This is a genomic window from Thermohalobaculum sediminis (assembly GCF_023487995.1).
GTDB lineage: Bacteria > Pseudomonadota > Alphaproteobacteria > Rhodobacterales > Rhodobacteraceae > Thermohalobaculum > Thermohalobaculum sediminis.
Genome location: NZ_JAMFKN010000001.1, coordinates 321,055 through 340,371, shown reverse-complemented (window position 1 = coordinate 340,371; position 19,317 = coordinate 321,055). Strand labels below are relative to the sequence as shown.

Sequence of the window (19,317 nt, the reverse complement as noted above, 5' to 3'; positions counted from 1 at the left end):
TCAGATCTCCAGCGCTGCCTTCCGCCCGTCATGGATCGCGTAAGCCGCCTGCCGCGGCGCCGCCGCATCGCCGATCAGACGGACCTCGACGCCGCGCCCTGCAAGCTCGCGGAACAGCCCGTCCTCGGCCCGGTTCGGCACGGCCATCACGAGGTCGTCCGCCTCGATCGCGCGCTCGGCGCCGGTGAGGAAGCTCACCACCCGCGCGCCCCGGCCGGTCCATTCGAGGATGCCGCTCTCGCACATGAATTCCACTCCAAGCTGCGCGAGGCGCTGGCGCAAGGGGAAATCGGCCGCCGTGCGCTGCAACTCCTTGCCGACCAGCGCGTCGGGCGTGACCAAGGTGACCTGGTGCCCGGCCTCGGCCAGATGCCATGCGGTCCCCGCGCCGCGCCAGTTGCCACCCTCGTCTAGCACGATAACGCGGGGGCCGGGCCGAGCGACCTTTCCCATCACGTCCTCGGCCGACCAGACGCGGCCGCGCTCGATCCCCGGCAGGTGCGGCAGATGCGGCAGGGCCTTCTGGAAAGCGGCGCCGTCGGGCTGCGAGCCCGTGGCCACGAGCACAAGATTGGGGGAAAATCCTCCCACGTCATCGGGTTCGAGGTAAGTGTTGAGCCGCACCTCGACCTGCAGCCGCGCAAGCTGGCGCTCGTACCATTCGATCAGGTCGATGATCTGCGCGCGCCGCGGCTGCAACCCGGCAAGCCGGAACTGCCCGCCCAGCCGATCCGCGGCCTCGGCCAGCACCACCCGGTGCCCGCGCTCGGCCGCCACCCGCGCGGCCTCGAGCCCCGCCACGCCGCCGCCCGCCACCAGCACCCGGCGCGGATGGGGCGCGCGGGTGAAGCGGTCGCCGCCCCATTCCCATTCGCGGCCCACGGACGGGTTCACGACGCAGGAGATCCAGTAGTCGCGCGATCGCCGCCCCCAGCACATCTGGTTGCACGAGAGGCACCCGCGCACGTCCTCGGGCCGCCCCTCCGCGGCCTTGCGCGCCAGGTGCGGGTCGGCGATCTGGCCCCGCACGATGGACACGAGATCCGCCTCGCCAGCCCGGATCACGTCCTCGCCGTTCTGCGGCGTGCGGATATGGCTCTCGGCGGTGACGAGGGCGTGCTTCACCACGCCCTTCAGCACCGCCGACAGCCCCGTTCCCAGCTTCTCGGGGTAGAGGAAGGTCGGCATCAGTTTGTAGAAGTCGAAGTAGCTGCCGCTGCCGCAGGTGACGTAATCGACCAGCGCGTCGCGGTCGTGGCGCTCGACGATCTCGGCGAGGGCCTCGCGCCCCAGCGCCACCTCGACGTCAGGCTCGTCGTTGACGGCGAGGCCGATCACGAAATCCTCGCCGCAGGCTTTTCTAATGCGGTGAATGATCTCGCGCGAGAATCTCGTGCGGTTTTCCAGGCTCCCGCCCCACTTGTCGTCGCGCCGGTTCGACCATGGCGTCCAGAACTGATCGACCAGCCCGTGATAGGCGGCCCAGACCTCGACCCCATCAAACCCCGCCTCGCGGCAGCGCCGCGCGGCCTGAACGAAGCCCTCGATCGTCTCCTCGATCTCTCCTTCGGTCATGGCGTGGCTGCCATCCGAGTCGTGGTAGGACGGCATGCCCGAAGGCGACCAGTGCGGGTGGAACGACAGGTCCGAGTCGCCGTGCTGGCCCACATGGTAAAGCTGCTGGATGGCGACCGCACCGTGGCCCTTGATCGCCTCGGTCACACGGCGGAAATGCGGGATCACGGCGTCCGAGGAATGGCGAAAATTGCCCCGCGTCAGCACGGCCGCCGCATGGACCGGTATGGGCTCGACCACCACCATCGCGGCGCCCCCGATGGCGCGCTCGCGGTAATAGGCGGCGTGGCGCTCAGTCGGCAGACCGTTCTCGGCCATGTTGGCGGTATGCGCGCCGAACACGATCCTGTTGCGAAGGACATGCCCGCGCAGGTTCACGGGCGACATCAGGCGCGGGAAGGCGGTCATTCAGAGGTCCTTGACGTATCTGAGCCCGTCATAGATGGCGGCATGGATGTTGCGCGAGGCCACGGCGTCGCCGATGCGGATCAGCCGGAACCGCCCCTCGGGGTTCGTGACCACCGCCTGCGCGCGCCCCGCGATCAGCGCCGCGTAATCGACCGCGCCGCCATTGACGGAATGCGGCTTCAGCGCCTCGTAGAGCTCAGGGTCCGGCAGGGTGCCGTGCTCGACCACCACCTGGTCCACCAATCGGGTGCCCGTCGTCTCGGCATAGTCCGAGCCCATCGTCACCCGCAGCTTGTTCCCCTCGCGCGCGACGCCCCTGATGCGGGTGTTGATCGTCACCCGCACGCCCTTCTCGGCAAAGACACGGGCGTAGGGGACGTGGTTCAGGCCCCCCATCTCGGGTGCGAAGAAGCGCTCGGGGCTGATGACCTCCACCGTGGCGCCAGCGCGGGCGATCATCTCGGCCGCCGACATGCCCGGGTGCCCGCCATTGTCGTCATAGACCAGCACGTCCGAGCCGGGTTTCGCCTCGCCCGACAGGATGTCCCAGGACGAGGTGACCAGATCCTCGCCGGACTCGACGCATCCGGTGTTCGGCAGGCCGCCGGTGGCAAGGATCACCACGTCGGGGTTTTCTGCCATGATCTCATCGGCCTCGCCGAAGGTGTTGAAGCGGGTCTCGACGCCGAGGCGCTCCAACTCCTCCATCCGCCAATCCACGATGCCGATCAACTCGGCCCGGCGCGGGTTCATGGCGGCGAGCCGGATCTGCCCGCCCGCCTGCGCCGCCGCCTCGATCAGCGTGACATGGTGCCCGCGTTCGCCCGCGACCCGCGCCGCCTCGAGCCCCGCGGGGCCGGCGCCCACCACCACCACCCGGCGCGGGGTGGCGGCGCGCGCAATCTCGTGCGGCATCGCCGCCTCGCGGCCCGTGGCGGCGTTGTGGATGCAGAGCGCCTCGCCCCCCTCATAGATGCGGTCGAGGCAGTAGGTCGCGCCCACGCAGGGGCGGATGCGGTGCTCGGCCCCGGCTGCCACCTTGCGCGCGATGTGGGGGTCCGCGAGATGCGCCCGCGTCATCCCCACCATGTCGAGCTTGCCCGCCGCGATGGCGTGCCGCGCGGTGGCCACGTCGGGGATTCGCGCCGCGTGGAAGACGGGGAACTTGACGGCCGCCCGCACCTCGCCCGCAAAATCGAGATGGGGGGCCGAGCGCATCCCCTGAATCGGGATTACGTCTGCCAGCGCCGCGTCGGTCTCGATATGCCCGCGAATGAGGTTTAGGAAATCGACCCGCGCCGAGGCCACGATCCGCCGGGCGATCTCGACCCCTTCGGCGCGGGTGAGCCCCTTGTCCCAGTCCTCGTCCGCCACCATGCGCACGCCGACCAGGAAGTCGGGGCCCACGCGGGCGCGGATGGCGTCCAGCACGCGGTGGGTGAAGCGCAGCCGGTTGTCGAGAGTGCCGCCGTACTCGTCCTCGCGCCGGTTGGTGGCGGGCGACCAGAAGCCGTCCATCAGGTGGCCATAGGCTTCCAGCTCGATCCCGTCGAGCCCCGCCGCCTGCATCCGCTCGGCGGCATCGGCGTAGTCGGACACGATCCGGTCGATGTCCCACAGCTCCGCCTCCTTGGGGAAGGCGCGGTGCGCGGGCTCGCGGACCGGCGAGGGCGCGAGCACCGGCAGCCAGTCGCCCTTGTTCCAGCCGGTGCGCCGCCCGAGATGCGTGATCTGGATCATCACCGCCGCGCCGTGCTCGTGGCAGTCGTCCGCGAGCCGCCTCAGCCAGCCCACGATCTCGTCATCATAGGCATGCAGGTTGCCGAAGGCCTGCGGGCTGTCGGGCGAGACCACCGCCGAGCCCGCGGTCATCGTCAGCGCAATTCCCCCCTTGGCCTTCTCGACATGGTAGAGCCGGTAGCGATCCTTCGGCATGCCCCCCTCGGAATAGGCGGGCTCGTGAGCCGTCGACATGATCCGGTTGCGCAGGGTCAGGTGGCGCAACTGGTAGGGGCTCAGCAGGGGATCGTCGCGCATCGTCGCTCCTCAGTGCCAGGCGTCTTCCATCGAGGCCTTGCGCCGCGCCACGAAATCCTCCAGCGCCTCGCGCGTGGCCTCGTCCATAGGCGGCGCCTCGTAGTCGGCCAGCACCTGCTTCCAGCGGCGGTTCGCGCGGGTCATGGCGTCGGTGCCGCCATTCTCGGACCATGTCTCCCACGGCTCGTTGTCGGCGGTCTGGCTGTCCCAGAAGGCGGTCTGGTAATGGCGCATGGTGTGGACGCAGCCCAGGAAATGCGACCCCGGCCCGACCTCGCGGAACGCGTCCATCGCCAGCGTGTCGTCATCCACCACCACGCCCGCCATGTAGCTGTGCAGCGCGCCGCAGAGGTCGGCGTCGAGGATGAACTTCTCGTAGGACATCGACAGAAGCCCATCGAGAAAGCCGGCCGAGTGCAACAGGAAATTCGCCCCGCAATGGATCGCCGACAGCATCGACATGGTGCTCTCGCCCATCGCCTGCGCGTCCGGAAGCTTCGAGTTGGTGAAGTTCCCCGCGCACCTCAGCGGCAGCCCCGCCCGGCGCGCAAGCTGGCCCACGATCATCGAGCCGATGGCGGGCTCGGGCGTGCCGAAGGTGGGCGAGCCCGAGCGCAGCGACATCGAGGACAGGAAGTTGCCGTAGATCGTCGGCGCCCCGGGGCGGTCGAGCTGACTCAGCGCGCAGCCCACCAGCGTCTCGGCATGGGCCTGGGCGATCGCGCCCGCCATCGTCACCGGCCCCATCGCGCCGCCCAGGATGAAGGGCACGATCACCGTGCCCTGGTTGGCACGGGCATAGGCGCGCATCCCCGTGGTCATGGTGGCGTCCCACACCAGCGGCGAGTTGACGTTGAAATTGCCCATCACCACGCAGTTGGCGTCCGTGAAGTCGGCCCCGAACACGATCCGCGCCATCTCGACCGAGTCCTCGACCCGCTCCTCGGCGGTGACCGAGCCCAGGAAGGCGCGGTCCGACAGCGTCAGATGCGCCATCACCATGTCGAGATGCCGCTTGTTCACCGGCACGTCAGTGGGCTCGCAGACCGTGCCGCCCGAGTGGTGCAGCCAAGGCGAGGACTGGCCAAGCTTCACGAAGTTCCGGAAATCCTCGATCGTGCCGTAGCGCCGCCCGCGATCGAGATCCATCACGAAGGGCGAGCCGTAGGAGGGCGCCATCACCGTGTGCCGCCCGCCGATCACCACCGAGCGGGCGGGGTTGCGGGCGTGCTGCACGAACTCGCGCGGCGCGGTGCGCAGGACCTCGGTAACCAGCCCCGGCGGGAAGCGGATGCGCTCGCCCGTAACTTCGGCCCCCGCCTTGCGCCACAGCTCGATGGCCCGCGTGTCGCCGCCGCGGAAGTCGATGCCGATCTCGGCGAGGATGCGCTCGGCGGTTCGCTCGATCCTGACGAGCGACTCCTCGGGCGCGATGTCGTAGGTGGGGATCCCGCGGGTGATGTAGGCGGGGCCCGTGGGTCCGGTCGCCCGGCTCTCGCGCCGCCGCGCGCGGGCCGAGGTGCTGCGCCCCTCGCGTCCGGCCGTCTCCGCTGCTGCTGTCATCGCGGCCTCTCCCGGTTTCATTGCCATCCGCGAAGCTACGCCGCGCAATGGCCAACGTGACGCTGGAAAATGCTGGCCCGTCAGATAAGCTGGGCTTATGCAGCCGCTCCGCCAGATCCTGCCCGTCGCGCGCCCGCTGATCGTGTTCGAGGCGGCGGCGCGGCATCTCAGCTTCACCCGTGCGGCGGTGGAGCTTGGCATGACGCAGGCGGCCGTGAGCCTTGCCGTGCGTGCGCTGGAAGATCACCACGGCGTGCCGCTGTTCACGCGGCGCCACCGGGCGGTCGAGCTGACCGAAGCCGGGCGCCGGCTGCACGCCGACGTGGCGCTGGGGCTGGGGCATATCCGCAAGGGGCTGTCCGAGATCGCGGCGCTGGGCACGGACCGGCATGTGACGCTGTCGGCCTCGACGGCCTTTGCCAGCTTCTGGATGCTGCCGCGTCTGCCGCGCTTTCGCGAGGCGATGCCAGGGATCGACCTGCGCATCCAGACCTCCGAGCGCGATCTCGACATCCTGGCCGAGCGCCTGCCGCTAGCCCTGCGCGGCGGTCAGCCCGGCGACTGGCCGGGCTGCGAAAGCGCGCTGCTGGCGCGCGAGGAGATCGTCGCCATTGCCTCCCCCGCCTATCTCGACGCGCACGGGACGCCCGCTACCGACGCCGAGATCGCGCGCCACCGCCTGATCCACCTCGAGGAGCCGTTCCGCCCATGCCCCGACTGGGCCGACTGGTTCCGCTCGATCGGCGTGGCGCCGCCGTCGCGCTCGAGCGGGCTGCTGATCAACGACTATGTGCTGGTCGTGCAAGCGGTGCTGGCCGGGCAGGGGATCGCGCTGGGCTGGCGCCACCTGGTCGAGCCGATGCTGCGGGACGGGCTGCTGGTGCGCGTCTCGCGGCAGGCGCTGGCGACCGGGTCGGGGTTCCACGTGGTCTGGCCGGCTCGGTCCGAGCCTGGAAGTGCCGCCCTCAGGGTGCGCGACTGGATGCTGGGCGCGGGGCTGCCGTGATTGCGGCGCGCCCGATTTCCTATATATTGGACGACGTGCAGGATACGGAGTGCCCGCCATGCCCAGCGACCTCGCCCCGCCCCCCGCGCTCGCGGAGATGGTGCGCCGTGCCCGCAAGCGGCAGGGGTTGACGCTCGAGGGGCTCTCGGCGCTCTGCGGCGTGTCGAAGAGCATGCTGAGCCAGATCGAGCGCGGCGCGGTCAACCCCACCTTCACCACGGTCTGGAATATCACCCGCGCGTTGGGGATCGAACTCGCGACGATCGAGGGCGCGAGCGAGGCGGGAGCGGGAATCGAGCGGATCCCGGGCTACGCCATCCCTAGCATGGGCAGTGCGGACGGAAAGTGCCGATTGCGCGCGCTCAATCCCCTGCAGACGGCGCTGGCGATCGAATGGTACGATTTCACCGCCGAGCCGGGCGGGGCGCTGATCTCGCAGGGGCACCAGGCGGGGACGGTCGAGCATCTGACCTGCCTCGCGGGGCGGCTCACCGTCGAGGCGGGCGACGCCACGACGACGGCCGTGGCGGGCGACACGCTGCGCTATCGCGCCGACCGCCCGCACGCGATCCGCAACAGTGGCGAGGCGCCGGCGCGCGCCCTGCTGGTGGTGGACATGAGCGGGCAGAGCGGTGCGCGAATCGGCTAGACGGAGTCTGAAAATTCGATATACGGGAATTTGTCCGGGATAAGGGAATATGTCATGCCCACCTCACTCGTCGCCGACACCGCCGCAGTCCTCGCGCAGATCGAGGCCGAAGGGCTGACCAAGCACGAGCGCGAGATCACCTCGGCGCAATCGGCGCATGTGAAGGTCGCGGGCGGCGAGTTCCTGAACTTCTGCGCCAACAACTATCTGGGGCTGGCCGACCATCCGCGCCTCAAGGCGGCGGCAAAGGCGGCGATCGACAGCCACGGCTTCGGCATGGCGTCGGTGCGCTTCATCTGCGGGACGCAGGACCTGCACCACCGGCTGGAACGGCGGCTGGCGGCGTTCCTGGGCACCGAGGACGCGATCCTGTTCGCCTCGTGCTTCGACGCCAATGCCGGCATCTTCGAGGCGCTCTTGGGGCCCGAGGACGCGATCATCTCGGACGCGCTCAACCATGCCTCGATCATCGACGGGGTGCGGTTGTGCAAGGCGCGCCGCTTGCGCTACGCCAACAACGACATGGCGGAACTCGAGGCGCGGCTGGTCGAGGCCGCCGACGCGCGCCACCGGCTGATCGTCACCGACGGCGTGTTCTCGATGGACGGGATCATCGCCAACCTGCCCGCGATCTGCGACCTCGCGGAAAAGCACGGCGCCACCGTGATGGTCGACGACAGCCACGCGGTGGGCTTTGTCGGCCCGCACGGGGCGGGGACGCCCGACCACTGGGGCGTGCGCGAGCGCGTGCAGCTTCTGTCCGGCACCTTCGGCAAGGCGCTGGGAGGCGCGGCTGGCGGCTACATCGCAGGGCCCGGCCCGCTGGTCGAGATGCTGCGCCAGCGCGCGCGGCCCTACCTGTTCTCGAACGCCGTGCCGCCGATGATCGTCGCAGCCACGCTCGAGGCGCTCGACATGGTCACCGAGGATGCGAGCCTGCGCGAGCGCCTCGCCGAGAATGCCCGGCGCTTCCGCGCGGGGATGACGGTCGCGGGCTTCACGCTGGTTCCCGGCGAGCATCCGATCATTCCCGTCATGCTGGGGGACGCGCGGCTCGCGCAGGACTTCGCGGCCGAGATGATGAAGGAGGGGGTCTATGTCACGGCCTTCTCCTTCCCCGTCGTGCCGCGCGGGCAAGCGCGCATCCGGACCCAGATGTCGGCCGCGCACAGCACCGCCGATATCGTCCACGCCATCGCCGCCTTTACCGAGGTCGGCCGCCGTCTGGGAGTCGTGTCATGAAGGCACTGGTCAAGGCCGCCGACGCGCCGGGGCTGGAACTGCGCGAGGTCGACAAGCCCGTGCCCGGCCCGGGCGAGGTGCTGATCCGGGTCAGGCGCGCCTCGATCTGCGGCACCGACATGCACATCTGGAAATGGGACGACTGGGCACGCAAGACCGTGCCGGTGCCGATGGTCGTGGGTCACGAATACATGGGCGTGGTCGAGGCGAACGGCCCCGGCGCCAATGCGCCCATCGGCGCGCGCGTCTCGGGCGAGGGGCACATCCCCTGCGGGCACTGCCGCAACTGCCTGTCGGGCCGTGCGCATATCTGCGCCCAGACCAAGGGCATCGGCGTCAACCGGCAGGGTGCCTTTGCCGAATGGGTGGTGATCCCCGAGGCGAACCTGCGCCCGCTGCCCGACAGTGTCTCGGACGAGATCGCGTCGATCCTCGACCCTTTGGGCAACGCCGTGCACACCGCGCTTGCCTTCGACCTGGTGGGCGAGGACGTGCTGATCACCGGCGCGGGTCCCATCGGCTGCATGGCGGCGGCCGTCTGCCGCCATGTCGGCGCGCATCACGTGGTGGTCACCGACATCAACGACGCGCGCCTGCGGCTGGCCGAGCAGATGGGCGCCACGCGCGGTGTGCGGGCGGACCGCGAGAAGCTTTCGGACGTGATGAGGGACCTCGGCATGCGCGAGGGCTTCGATGTCGGCCTTGAGATGTCGGGGGCCGAGGCCGCGCTCGACGCGATGATCGGGGCGATGATCACCGGCGGCAAGGTGGCCCTGCTGGGCCTGTTCCCCGGGCGGCCCGCGATCGACCTCAACGCCGCGATCTTCAAGGGGCTGACCTTCGAGGGCATCTATGGCCGCAAGATGTACGAGACCTGGCACAAGATGCTGGCGATGCTGGAATCCGGCCTCGACGTGAGCGCGGTGATCTCGCACCGCCTTGCCTTCGAGGACTATGCCAAGGGCTTCGAGGCGGTGGCGCGGGGCGAGGCGAACAAGGTGGTGCTGGAGCTGGACTGAGCCACGGGCGCAGGTCCCCCGATCGCATATGAGGCTTTGCGGGGCCACGCGGCGGGACTAGGCTTCTCCATCGGTCAACCCGCGCCGGGGGGCGCCTGACCCGTGGAACGCAAGCTCGCCGTCATCCTTGCGGCCGACGTCGCCGGATTCAGCCGCCTCGTGGCGCAGGACGAGGAAGGGACGCTCGCGTTCCTTGCCACCTGCCGCGCGACGATTGCCGAGCTGGTGCGAGAGCATGGCGGGCGAATCTTCGGCTCGGCCGGCGACAGCCTGATCGCCGAGTTCGCAAGCGCGGTTCAGGGTGTGCGCGCCGCGGTCGCGATCCAGCGGGCGATGCACCGCCGTAATGCCGACCTCGCCCCCGACCGGCGCGCCGAGTTCCGCATCGGCGTCAATCTTGGCGACGTGGTGGTCGAGGACGGCGACCTGCTGGGCGACGGCGTCAACGTGGCGGCGCGGTTGCAGGAGATCGCCGAGCCCGGGGGAATCTGCATCTCGGCGGCCGTGCGGGACCAGATCGAGGGCAAGCTCGGCTTCCCGCTGACGGCGGCGGGCGAGCGCAGGCTCAGGAACATTCCCCGTTCGGCGCAGGTTTGCCACGTGGACTGGCGGCGCGAGGACGGCGCCGCGCGCCAAGGGCCGTATTCGCAGCCCGCGCTGCCGGACAAGCCATCGATTGCCGTTCTGCCCTTCGTGAACATGTCGGGCGACCCCGAGCAGGAATTCTTCGCCGACGGCCTGACCGAGGACATCATCACCGCGCTGTCGCACTACCGATGGTTCTTCGTGATCGCGCGCAATTCGTGCTTCACCTACAAGGGCCGCGCCATCGACGTGACGCAGATCGCCCGGGAACTGGGCGTGCGCTATGTGCTGGAGGGCAGCGTGCGCAAGGCGGGCGGGCGGGTGCGCGTGACCGGCCAGCTGATCGAGGCGGGCACCGGTGTGCATCTTTGGGCGCAGCGCTACGACCGCGACTATTCCGACATCTTCGCCATTCAGGACGAGCTGACGCAGGCGGTGGTCGCCGCCATCGAGCCCGAGATCCTGATGGGCGAGGGCAGGCGTGCGTCGCACCGCCCGACCGAGCGGCTCGACGCCTATGAATGCTGCATGCGGGGGATGTGGCACCACTACCAGATCTCGGCCGACCACATCGACGAGGGCATCTGCTGGCAGCGCCGGGCGATCGCGCTGGACCCCGACTTTTCCCGCGCCCACATGGCGCTCACCCGCGCGCTGGCCTCGCGTATCGTGTTCGGCTTCAGCGGCGATGTCGCGGCGGATGCGGCGGAGCTGACCGCCGAGGCCGAGCGCGCCCTCGCGCTCGACGGCCGCGACCCGTATTGCCATTACGCGGTCTTCACGGCGCGTCTTGTCGCGCTCAGGCTCGACGAAGCGCTGGCAGCGGCGCAGAAGGCGATCGACCTCAACCCGAACTTCGCCTTCGGCCATTTCGGGCTGGGCTGGGTGAGGGTGGCGATGGGCCGCTTCGCCGAGGCGCTGGAGCCCCTGCGGACGGGCATGCGCCTGAGCCCGCACGAGCCGCTGACCTTCCACTTCATGGGCCGCATGGCGCTGGCGCATTACGGGCTCGGACACTACGCCGAGGCGCTCGACTGCGCCCGGGCGGCCAGCGCGAGCCGCCGCGTCCACCCGACGCTTGCGATCCTGCTCGCCTGCCTCGGCCAGACCGGCGCGACGGCGGAGGCCGCGGCGCTGTTGCCCGAGATCGAGGCCACGACCCCCGCGGATGCAGGGCGTTACTGGCAGGTGGTGTTCCCCTATGGCGACCCGTGCCATCGCGCCCACCTCGTCGAGGGGCTTCGGAAGGGCGGGCTGCCGCCCGACGCGCTGCGCGATGCGGCAGGCGATGCCGAGGTTCCAGCACCCGGCTGAGCCCCCGTCCATCGAACATCAGGGGCGTTGCGCCACGCCCGCGTCTGTGATGGTTGTGGCTCCCGTCCTTTCTCAATCGGGTGCCGCCGCCATGACCCACGATCCCCGCTCGCTCGTCCGCCGCACGCCGGTGCCGCCCTCGGTCTCGCGCCCGGTGGTGAGTCCGATCTTCCCCTCGGTCGTCTACCGTTCGACCGACGCGGACGAGCTGGATGCGCAATACATGGGGCAGGTGCGAGGCTACACCTATGCGCGCGAGGGGCATCCGAATGCCACCATCATCGGCCAGAAGATCGACTGGCTGGAGGGGGTGACGCCCGCGATGGGGCAGGGCGTGGTGACCGGCTCGGGCATGGGGGCGGTGTCGAGCCTGTTCCTGGGGCTCTGCCGGGCGGGGGACCATATCGTGGCGGGCGATCAGCTTTATGGCCGCTCGCTCAGGCTGCTGACTCAGGACCTGCCGCGCCTGGGGATTTCGGCGACGCTGGCCGATCCCACCGATGCCGCCGCCATCGAGGCGGCGATCCGGCCGGAAACCCGGCTGATCCTGGTCGAGGTGGTCTCGAACCCCACGCTTCGGGTGGCCGATATGGAAGCGATTGCCGAGATCGCGCGGCGGCGCGGCGTCATGCTGGCGGTGGACAACACCTTCACCACGCCACGCGCCTACCGCCCCTTCGAGCATGGCGCGAACGTGGTGATCCACTCGCTGACCAAGCTGCTGGCGGGCCATTCCGACGTGACGCTGGGCTGGATCGCCGCCGACACGCCCGCGCGCAACAAGGCGATCTACGATGCGGTGGTGACCTGGGGCCTCACGCCCAGCCCCTTCGACTGCTGGCTGGCCGAGCGGGGGCTCACGACCTTCGACCTGCGCTATGACCGGGCCGAGGCGAACGCGGCCGCATTGGCCGAGGTGCTGGCGGGACTGCCCGGGGTCGAGGCGGTGCTCTATCCCGGCCGCGCCGATCACCCCGACCACAACCGGGCGCAGGCGGTGCTGGGCGGGCGGGGCGGCAACATGCTGTCGTTCCGCCTCAAGGGCGGGCGGGCACAGGTCAACGCCTTCCTGCGCGCGGCGGAAAACATCGCGTTCGCGCCGACGCTCGGCGACGTGGGCACAACGCTGTCGCACCCGGCCACATCGTCGCACCGGGGGCTGACGGAAGCGGGTCGCGGGGCGCTGGGCATCACCGAGGGCTTCATCCGCGTCTCGGTCGGCGTCGAGGACATCGGCCTTCTGATGCGCGAGATGACGGAGGCGGTGGCCGCCGCCGCGCGGGCCTAGCGCGCGTCCTCGCGCAGCATCTCCGCGCCCTTCTCGGCGATCATCAGCACGGGCGCGTTGGTGTTGCCCGAGGTGATGGTCGGCATCACCGAGGCGTCGATCACCCGAAGGCCCGGAATGCCGTGCACCCGCAGCCGGGCGTCGACCACGGCCATCGGGTCCGTGCCCATTCTCGCCGTGCCGACGGGGTGGAAGATCGTCGTGCCGATCTGCCCCGCCGCGCGGGCAAGCGCCGCGTCGTCGTCGCCGAACTCGGGCCCCGGCTTGAACTCCTGCGGGCGGAAGCGCGCGAGCGGCGCCTGTGCCGCGATCCGGCGGGTCAGGCGGATCGCGTTCGCCGCCACCTGCCGGTCGCCCTCGGTCGCGAGGTAGTTCGTCGCGATCCCGGGCGCGGCCTCGGGGTCGGGGCCTTGCAGGCGCACCGTGCCGCGGCTGGTGGGGCGCAGGTTGCACACGCTGGCGGTGAAGGCGGGGAAGGGGTGCAGGGGCTCGCCGAACTTTTCCAGCGACAGGGGCTGGACGTGGTACTCGAGATCGGCGGTCTCGACGGCCTCGGACGATTTCGCGAACACGCCAAGCTGCGAGGGCGCCATTGACATCGGGCCCGAGCGCGTGAGCGCGTATTCCAGCGCGATTCCCGCCTTGCCCCACAGGCTGCGGGCGCGCTGGTTCAGCGTGGGCACCCCCTCGACCTTGAAGGCGCAGCGCAGTTGCAAGTGGTCCTGAAGGTTCTCGCCCACGCCGGGCAGGTCGTGGGCCACCTCGACGCCGTTCGCGCGCAGCACCTCGCCGGGTCCGATGCCGGACACCTGCATCAGGTGAGGCGAGCCGATGGCGCCTGCGGCGAGGATCACCTCGCCCCGGGCCATGGCCTCGACCTCGCGGCCGCCCTTGCGGTAGACCACGCCCGCCGCTCGCCCCTCGCGCAGCAGGATGCGCCGCGCCTGCGCGCTGGTCTCGACCCGCAGGTTCGGGCGGCCCTGCGCGGGGCGCAGGAAGCCCCGGGCGGTGTTCCAGCGCCAGCCCGATTTCTGGTTCACGCGGAAGTAGCTGACGCCAAAATTGTCGCCGCGGTTGAAGTCGTCGGTCTTGGGGATGCCGGCGGCGACGCAGGCGTCCGCGAAGGCGTCGAGGATCTCCCACCGCAGGCGCTGTTGTTCCACCCGCCACTCGCCGCCCGCGCCGTGCATTTCGTCGGCCCCGGCGTAGTAGTCCTCGTGGCGCTTGAACAGCGGCAGGACGTCGTCCCAGCCCCAGCCCGGATTGCCAAGCTGGCGCCACTGGTCATAGTCGCGCGCCTGCCCGCGCATGTAGATCATGCCGTTGATGGACGAGCATCCCCCCAGCACCCGCCCGCGAGGGTAGAGGATGGCGCGCCCGCCCAGCCCAGGCTCCTCGCGCGTCCGGAACCCCCAGTCGGTGCGCGGGTTGCCGATGCAGTAGAGATAGCCGACGGGGATGTTGATCCAGATGTAGCTGTCGTCGCCCCCGGCCTCGAGCAGCAGCACGCGGCTGGCGGGGTCGGCGCTGAGCCGGTTCGCGAGCAGGCAGCCCGCCGTGCCCGCGCCGACGATGACGTAGTCCCACTCGCCGTCCATGCGTCCCCCCCGGGCTCTCAGAGCGTGTTGCGCCTGTTGCGCAGCATCTTCCCGCATTTGTGACGGCAATTCTTGAGGGTGTCTGCCGTCCAGGCGCGGGCGTAGAGGGTCGCGAATGGCTCGTCCAGAAGGATGTCCTCGAGCGGACGGTTGCGGATGTTGTAGCGATCCGGCCCCAGCCCGTTTGCGGCGAAGAAGGCGGCTTCCTCGTCCGACCCCGTCACCCAGCAGCAGGCCGAGACCTGCCCGTGCGCCGAGATGTAGGGCCGGTTGAAGGCGGCAGACTTGCAGTCGATGCCGTTGACGCCCGTGCGCGGGGCTTCGGCCGCGGCCTGCGGGCGCTCCAGCACCGCCACGCCGCCGTCCTCGCCCGCTCGGAACTGCGCGGCCTTGACGTCTGGCAGTTCCAGCACCCGCTGCTCGCCACCCGGCATGACGTAGGGATATTGCGGGCCGCCCGAGAAGCGGATCGTGTCGATCAGCGTGAATTCCTCGAAGCCCATCTCGCGCGACAGCCGGTAGGCGTCCTCGATCTGGTGCTGGTTGTGGCGGAAGATGATGAAGTGCCACTCGGCCCGCGCGCCGGTCGCGATGTAAGCGCGCGCGTTCTCCATGATCCGCTCCCACCGCGTGTTGACGCGGTAGAGGTGGTTGGTGTCGGCCAACCCGTCGAGATGCAGCTCGAGCCGCGAGCCGGTGCGCTTCATCGCCCGCCCCAGCCGGCTCCACCAAGCGGGCGGGCGCAGGCCGCCATTGGTCGAGACCGCCAGCCGCACGCCTCGATCCGTCAGGTGCTCGACGATCTCCAGAAGCTGCGAGGCCGCCAGCGGGTCGCCATAGGCGCCGCCGAACACGATCTCGTCGGTGCGCGCGCAGAAAGCGTCGGTGAAATGCGTCTGGAAGTCAGCGAGTCCCAGCTCGACGTTGAACACCTTGCTGCGATCCGGCTTGCAGAAGTTCATCGCGTCGGTGCGCGGGCACATCGGGCAGCCGGCATTGCACTTGTCGGTCAGCTCGATGTGAAAGATGTAGGGCCGGTCCGGCGTGAACATGCGCGCGTGCTCCTCGTTCGGGCCAACCTAAGGCGGCTGCCGGCGCTTCGCCAGTGGTCTGGCGCCATCGGCGGGCGGCGGTTGGCGATTGATCGGCCGCGGTGGCGCGTCTAAGCAACGGCAAGGGGGTGTCGCGGCACGGTCGCGTCGCGGCAGGGCAAGGAGATTTCCGATGCAGGCATTTCGTTTCATGGGGCCGCTCGCGCTCGCGGCGCTGCTGGGCGCAGGGCCCGCCGCCGCCGACGAGATCGAGGACGCGCTCGCCGCCGCGCTCGAAGCCTACCGCGCGGGCGACCTTGCTGTCGCGAAGGAGGAGATCGACTTCGCCGCGACCCTGATCGCGCAGCAGAAGGCGGCGGGGCTCGAGGCCTTCCTGCCCGAGCCGCTCGAAGGCTGGACTCGCCTCGAGACCAGCTCGAACGCTGGCGCCGCCGGCATGTTCGGCGGCGGGCTGATGGCGACGGCTGAATACCAGAGGGACCGCGAGACGGTCGCGATCCAGCTGATGGCCGACAACCAGATGGTGGCCGCGATGGGCGCGATGCTGTCGAACCCGCAGATGATGGCGCAGATGGGCAAGGTCGAGCGCATCGACCGCCAGATGGTGGTCGTGACCAACGCGGGCGAGGTGCAGACCCTGCTCGACAACCGGATCCTCGTGCAGATCTCGGGCTCGGCGCCGGCCGAGACCAAGCTCGACTATTTTCGCGTTATCGACATCGACGGGCTCAAAGACTTCTGAGACAAGATGCCGCCGTTGCGCGGTCGCGTGTCCCCCTCAGCCGGAAGGGCCGATGATGAAATCGCTGCCAGCCAGCCTGAGCCTCGCCCTCTTTCTTGCGGCGCTGCCGCCGGGGACCGTCGCGGCCGGTCAGGAGACTGGTGGCGCAAAACCGCTCATGGCGATGGACGAGGAGGCCCGGGCGCGGAGCGAGCGGCTTGGTGGTCTGCTTCCCCCGGCGCTCGATGGATGGACGCGAACCGTCGATTCGGCCTCGCTCGCGACCGCCGCGATGTTCGGGATCGTTTCGGCGAGCGCGACCTATTGGGCAACCAGTCCCGACGACCCGCGGGACGAGCTGACGCGACTTATGGAGCGGGTGCCTCTCGTCTCGATCACGCTCTGGGCGGACCCGAAGCCAGACATGCGTGATCGACTGGAAATGCAGTGGCGCGCGGCCGAGGAGAGCGGCCTCGGCTGGGTCGAGGAGATCGAGGGCGAGCAGTTCGTGGTGACGCCCCTCGGAGACCTCCAGGCCCTCGTCGCCGACTATGTGGTGCTGACCATTGCGGGGAGCGCCTCGGCCGAGCAGAAGCGCGCCTATCTGGAAGCGACCGATATCGCAGCCTTAGGGGGCTTCCGACCATGAGCAGCCGGCCGTTCGAGGGGGTTCTCGTCGTTTCGCTGGAGCAGGCGGTGGCGGCGCCGATGGCCTCGCAGCGGCTGGCCGAGGCGGGCGCGAGGGTCATCAAGGTCGAACGGCCCGAGGGCGATTTCGCCCGTGGCTACGACACCGCGGCGGGGGGCATCTCCAGCTATTTCGCCTGGCTCAACCGCGGGAAGGAATCGGTGGCGCTCGACCTCAAGGACCCGGCCGACATGGCGGTGATGCGGGCGATGCTGGCGCGGGCGGACGTGTTCATCCAGAACCTCGCCCATGGCGCGACCGCGCGGATGGGACTCGACGCCGCGAGCCTGCTAGCCGCGCGGCCCGAGATGGTGGTCTGCGACATGTCGGGCTATGGCCCGGTGGGGCCCTATGCCGAGGCCAAGGCCTACGACCTTCTGATCCAGGCGGAATCGGGCATCATCGCGGTTTCCGGCGCGCCGGGGGCCTACGGGCGGATCGGGGTATCGCTTGCGGACATCGGCACCGGCATCAACGCGGCCGGGGCCATCGCCACAGCGCTGGTGCGCCGCTTCCGCACCGGCGAGGGGGCGTCGCTCGAGGTCTCGCTGTTCGACTCGATGGCCGAGTGGATGACCGTGCCGCTGTTGCATCACGACTATCTGGGCCGCGCGCCGGGTCAGGCGGGGCTCGCGCATCCCTCGATCGCGCCCTATGGCGCGTTCCGGACTGCGGATGGCGGCACGGTCCTGATCTCGATCCAGTCCGACCGCGAATGGCGCGTGCTGGCGGGCGAGGTGATGGGCCGCGCCGACCTCGCCGCCGACCCCGCGCTCGCCACCAACAACCAGCGCGTGGCCGACCGCGCCCGCACGGACGCCGAGGTGGGGGCGTGGTTCGCCGGCGTCACTCGCGCCGAGGCCGAGGCGAGGTTGTCGGCCGCGCGCATCGCCTTCGGCGCGCTCAACGACGTGGCGGGGCTGTCGCGCCACCCTCAGCTCGACCGCTGGCAGGCGGGGCACGAGGCGGGCTCGGTCGCCCTGCCCATGCCCGGCGCGCGGGCCGACTGGCTGGCCGAGGCCGATGTGCCCGCGCTCGACCAGCACGGGCAGGCGATCCGGGCCGAGTTCGCGCCGGGCTGAAGGGGGCTCAGGTCGCGTAATCAGGCGCCTCGCGGTCCAGGATGGCGCGCAGCTCGGCCAGGTGATTGTTCGCGAAGGGGTCGTAGTCGTCCATCTCGGCGGCGGTGCGGGCCGCGACCTCGTCGCTCAGGACGCGCAGCGGCCGCCCGGTCCACAGGGCCTTGATGTAGGTCTCGGCCGCACGCTCGAAGTAGTAGAGCCGGTTGAACGCCTGCGCGACCGTGTCGCCAACTACCATCACGCCGTGGTTGCCCATGATCAGGACGGTCTTGGCGGGGTCGGCCAGCGCCTCGCAGGCCCGCTCTGCCTCCTCCCCCAGAGCAAGCCCGCCGTAATGCTGGTCGATCGCGACCTTGCCGAAGAACATCGCCGCGTTCTGGTCGAGCGGCGGCAGGCTCGGGTCCTCGAGGCAGGCGAGCACCGTCGCGTGGATCGAATGCACATGCATCGCGCAGCGCGCATGCGGGCACAGCCGGTGCACCGCGCCGTGCAGGCCCCAGGCGGTGGGGTCGGGGGCGTCGGGGCGCTCCATCGTCGCGGGGTCGTTTGCGTCGATCTCGAGCAGCGAGGACGCGGTGATCCGGCTGAAATGGCGCTGGTTGGGGTTGATGAGAAAGCGCGTGCCGTCCTCGTTTACCGCCAGCGAGAAGTGGTTCGCGACCGATTCGTGCATGCCCAGCCGCGCCGTCCAGCGGAAGGCGGCCGCGAGGTCGCAGCGTTCCGCCCAGTGGGCGATGTTGGTCTCGCGGCGGGGCAGGGGCGTGGCGGTCATCGCAGTCTCCGTTCGGCGGGTGTGTCGCTGGGCGGATGGTGCCGCATCGCGGGTCGTCTGGCAAATGGATCGCCGGGGGCGATGGCTGGCGGCAGGCGGCTTGACGCGACACGCCATTTGACCGCCCCGCCGCAAGCCGCTAGCTGCTGGGCAACGGCGACGCGCAGCCCGATTTGAACGGCGCAGTCCGCCGCGCCCAGGGCCGCGACACGTGCCGTTAACCTTCGGGCCCCAACAATGGCGCGACACCAGCGCGGAGGATCGATGTTTTCGGACGGAGCCGAGGCCGCGATGCGGCGGGCAGGGTTGGACCCCGACGACGGCACCCTCGATACGGCGGTTCTCGATGCCCTCGGCGCCGAGTTCGGGCCGGCGCTGCTTGCCGATGTCGCGGCGAGCTTCCGGGCGGAGTCGGCGAAGGCGCTCGACGCGCTCGACGACGCGCTCGCCCGGGGCGACGCCGCCGTGGCCGAGCGGCAGTTCCATTTCATCAAGGGGAGCGCGCTCTATCTTGCCCTCGGCCGCCTCGCCGGATTGTGCGAGCGTCTCGAGTGCGAGGCGCGGGCCGGCCACCGCCACGGGGCCGCGATCGCCGCGACCCTGCGCGCCGAGGTGAGCCGCGGCCTCGATCTGCTCGCGGCGCTGGGAGTGCCGAGCGGCGGTTGAGGCGAGGTGCATGCCTGCCGTGGCGGGCACTGGCGCCGCGCGTCTCCGGCCT

At 70.2% G+C, this 19,317-nt stretch carries 16 protein-coding genes; 10 read left to right on the top strand and 6 right to left on the bottom strand.

All coding sequences use genetic code 11. From position 1 onward, the window contains the following. Genes M1105_RS01595 through M1105_RS01585 form a run of 3 tightly spaced genes read right to left on the bottom strand, consistent with a single transcriptional unit; the run spans position 1 to position 5,583 of the window. A complete protein-coding gene (locus M1105_RS01595) occupies positions 1–1,983 on the bottom strand; it encodes an oxidoreductase (RefSeq protein ID WP_249578595.1) in 1,983 nt (660 codons plus the stop codon). Next, positions 1,984–4,020, bottom strand: coding sequence for an NADH:flavin oxidoreductase (locus tag M1105_RS01590; protein ID WP_249578594.1), 2,037 nt, complete (start codon positions 4,018–4,020; stop codon positions 1,984–1,986). Between the two features lie 9 nt (positions 4,021–4,029). After that, entirely contained in the window at positions 4,030–5,583 is a 1,554-nt protein-coding gene (locus tag M1105_RS01585; RefSeq protein WP_249578593.1) for a trimethylamine methyltransferase family protein, read from the bottom strand. A gap of 97 nt (positions 5,584–5,680) precedes the next feature. On the opposite strand from M1105_RS01585, the gene M1105_RS01580 reads away from it, so the two are divergent. The 6 genes from M1105_RS01580 to M1105_RS01555 all read left to right on the top strand — a co-directional run bounded on the left by M1105_RS01580 (position 5,681) and on the right by M1105_RS01555 (position 12,686). Then, positions 5,681–6,589 (top strand): LysR substrate-binding domain-containing protein, encoded by a 909-nt coding sequence (locus M1105_RS01580; protein ID WP_249578592.1) that lies wholly within the window; start codon positions 5,681–5,683, stop codon positions 6,587–6,589. A gap of 58 nt (positions 6,590–6,647) precedes the next feature. Next, positions 6,648–7,238: a helix-turn-helix domain-containing protein gene (locus M1105_RS01575; RefSeq protein ID WP_249578591.1), complete on the top strand. Its 591-nt coding sequence runs from the start codon at positions 6,648–6,650 to the stop codon at positions 7,236–7,238. A 54-nt stretch (positions 7,239–7,292) separates the two neighbouring features. Next, the gene (locus tag M1105_RS01570) at positions 7,293–8,480 is read left to right on the top strand and encodes a glycine C-acetyltransferase (protein WP_249578590.1); all 1,188 of its coding nucleotides are present in this window, start codon (positions 7,293–7,295) and stop codon (positions 8,478–8,480) included. Next, positions 8,477–9,499: an L-threonine 3-dehydrogenase gene (tdh, locus tag M1105_RS01565; RefSeq protein ID WP_249578589.1), complete on the top strand. Its 1,023-nt coding sequence runs from the start codon at positions 8,477–8,479 to the stop codon at positions 9,497–9,499. Before M1105_RS01570 ends, tdh begins: the two co-directional genes overlap by 4 nt. Before the next feature lie 102 nt (positions 9,500–9,601). Then, the gene (locus M1105_RS01560; protein ID WP_249578588.1) at positions 9,602–11,398 is read left to right on the top strand and encodes an adenylate/guanylate cyclase domain-containing protein; all 1,797 of its coding nucleotides are present in this window, start codon (positions 9,602–9,604) and stop codon (positions 11,396–11,398) included. A 91-nt stretch (positions 11,399–11,489) separates the two neighbouring features. After that, positions 11,490–12,686, top strand: coding sequence for a trans-sulfuration enzyme family protein (locus tag M1105_RS01555; protein WP_249578587.1), 1,197 nt, complete (start codon positions 11,490–11,492; stop codon positions 12,684–12,686). Here the strand turns inward: M1105_RS01555 and M1105_RS01550 are convergent. Both M1105_RS01550 and M1105_RS01545 read right to left on the bottom strand, forming a co-directional pair. After that, positions 12,683–14,284, bottom strand: a complete 1,602-nt coding sequence (locus M1105_RS01550) for a GMC family oxidoreductase (protein ID WP_249578586.1) — start codon at positions 14,282–14,284, stop codon at positions 12,683–12,685. The two genes, M1105_RS01555 and M1105_RS01550, sit on opposite strands and share 4 nt — an antisense overlap. 17 nt (positions 14,285–14,301) lie before the next feature. Further along, positions 14,302–15,336: a radical SAM protein gene (locus M1105_RS01545; RefSeq protein WP_249578585.1), complete on the bottom strand. Its 1,035-nt coding sequence runs from the start codon at positions 15,334–15,336 to the stop codon at positions 14,302–14,304. Between the two features lie 172 nt (positions 15,337–15,508). Here M1105_RS01545 and M1105_RS01540 point away from each other — a divergent pair, with 172 nt between their 5' ends. Genes M1105_RS01540 through M1105_RS01530 form a run of 3 tightly spaced genes read left to right on the top strand, consistent with a single transcriptional unit; the run spans position 15,509 to position 17,827 of the window. After that, positions 15,509–16,078 carry a hypothetical protein gene (locus tag M1105_RS01540; protein ID WP_249578584.1) on the top strand — a complete coding sequence of 190 codons (570 nt, stop codon included), beginning with the start codon at positions 15,509–15,511 and terminating at the stop codon, positions 16,076–16,078. A 52-nt stretch (positions 16,079–16,130) separates the two neighbouring features. Further along, the gene (locus M1105_RS01535) at positions 16,131–16,706 is read left to right on the top strand and encodes a hypothetical protein (RefSeq protein ID WP_249578583.1); all 576 of its coding nucleotides are present in this window, start codon (positions 16,131–16,133) and stop codon (positions 16,704–16,706) included. After that, a complete protein-coding gene (locus M1105_RS01530) occupies positions 16,703–17,827 on the top strand; it encodes a CaiB/BaiF CoA transferase family protein (protein WP_249578582.1) in 1,125 nt (374 codons plus the stop codon). The genes M1105_RS01535 and M1105_RS01530 overlap by 4 nt, the downstream gene beginning before the upstream one ends. 7 nt (positions 17,828–17,834) lie before the next feature. Here M1105_RS01530 and M1105_RS01525 read toward each other — a convergent pair whose 3' ends face one another. Next, positions 17,835–18,599 (bottom strand): class II aldolase and adducin N-terminal domain-containing protein, encoded by a 765-nt coding sequence (locus M1105_RS01525; protein ID WP_249578581.1) that lies wholly within the window; start codon positions 18,597–18,599, stop codon positions 17,835–17,837. Between the two features lie 264 nt (positions 18,600–18,863). Here M1105_RS01525 and M1105_RS01520 point away from each other — a divergent pair, with 264 nt between their 5' ends. Beyond that, on the top strand, positions 18,864–19,265 hold the full coding sequence (locus tag M1105_RS01520) for an Hpt domain-containing protein (protein ID WP_249578580.1): 402 nt from the start codon (positions 18,864–18,866) through the stop codon (positions 19,263–19,265). Positions 19,266–19,317 lie beyond the last annotated feature (52 nt).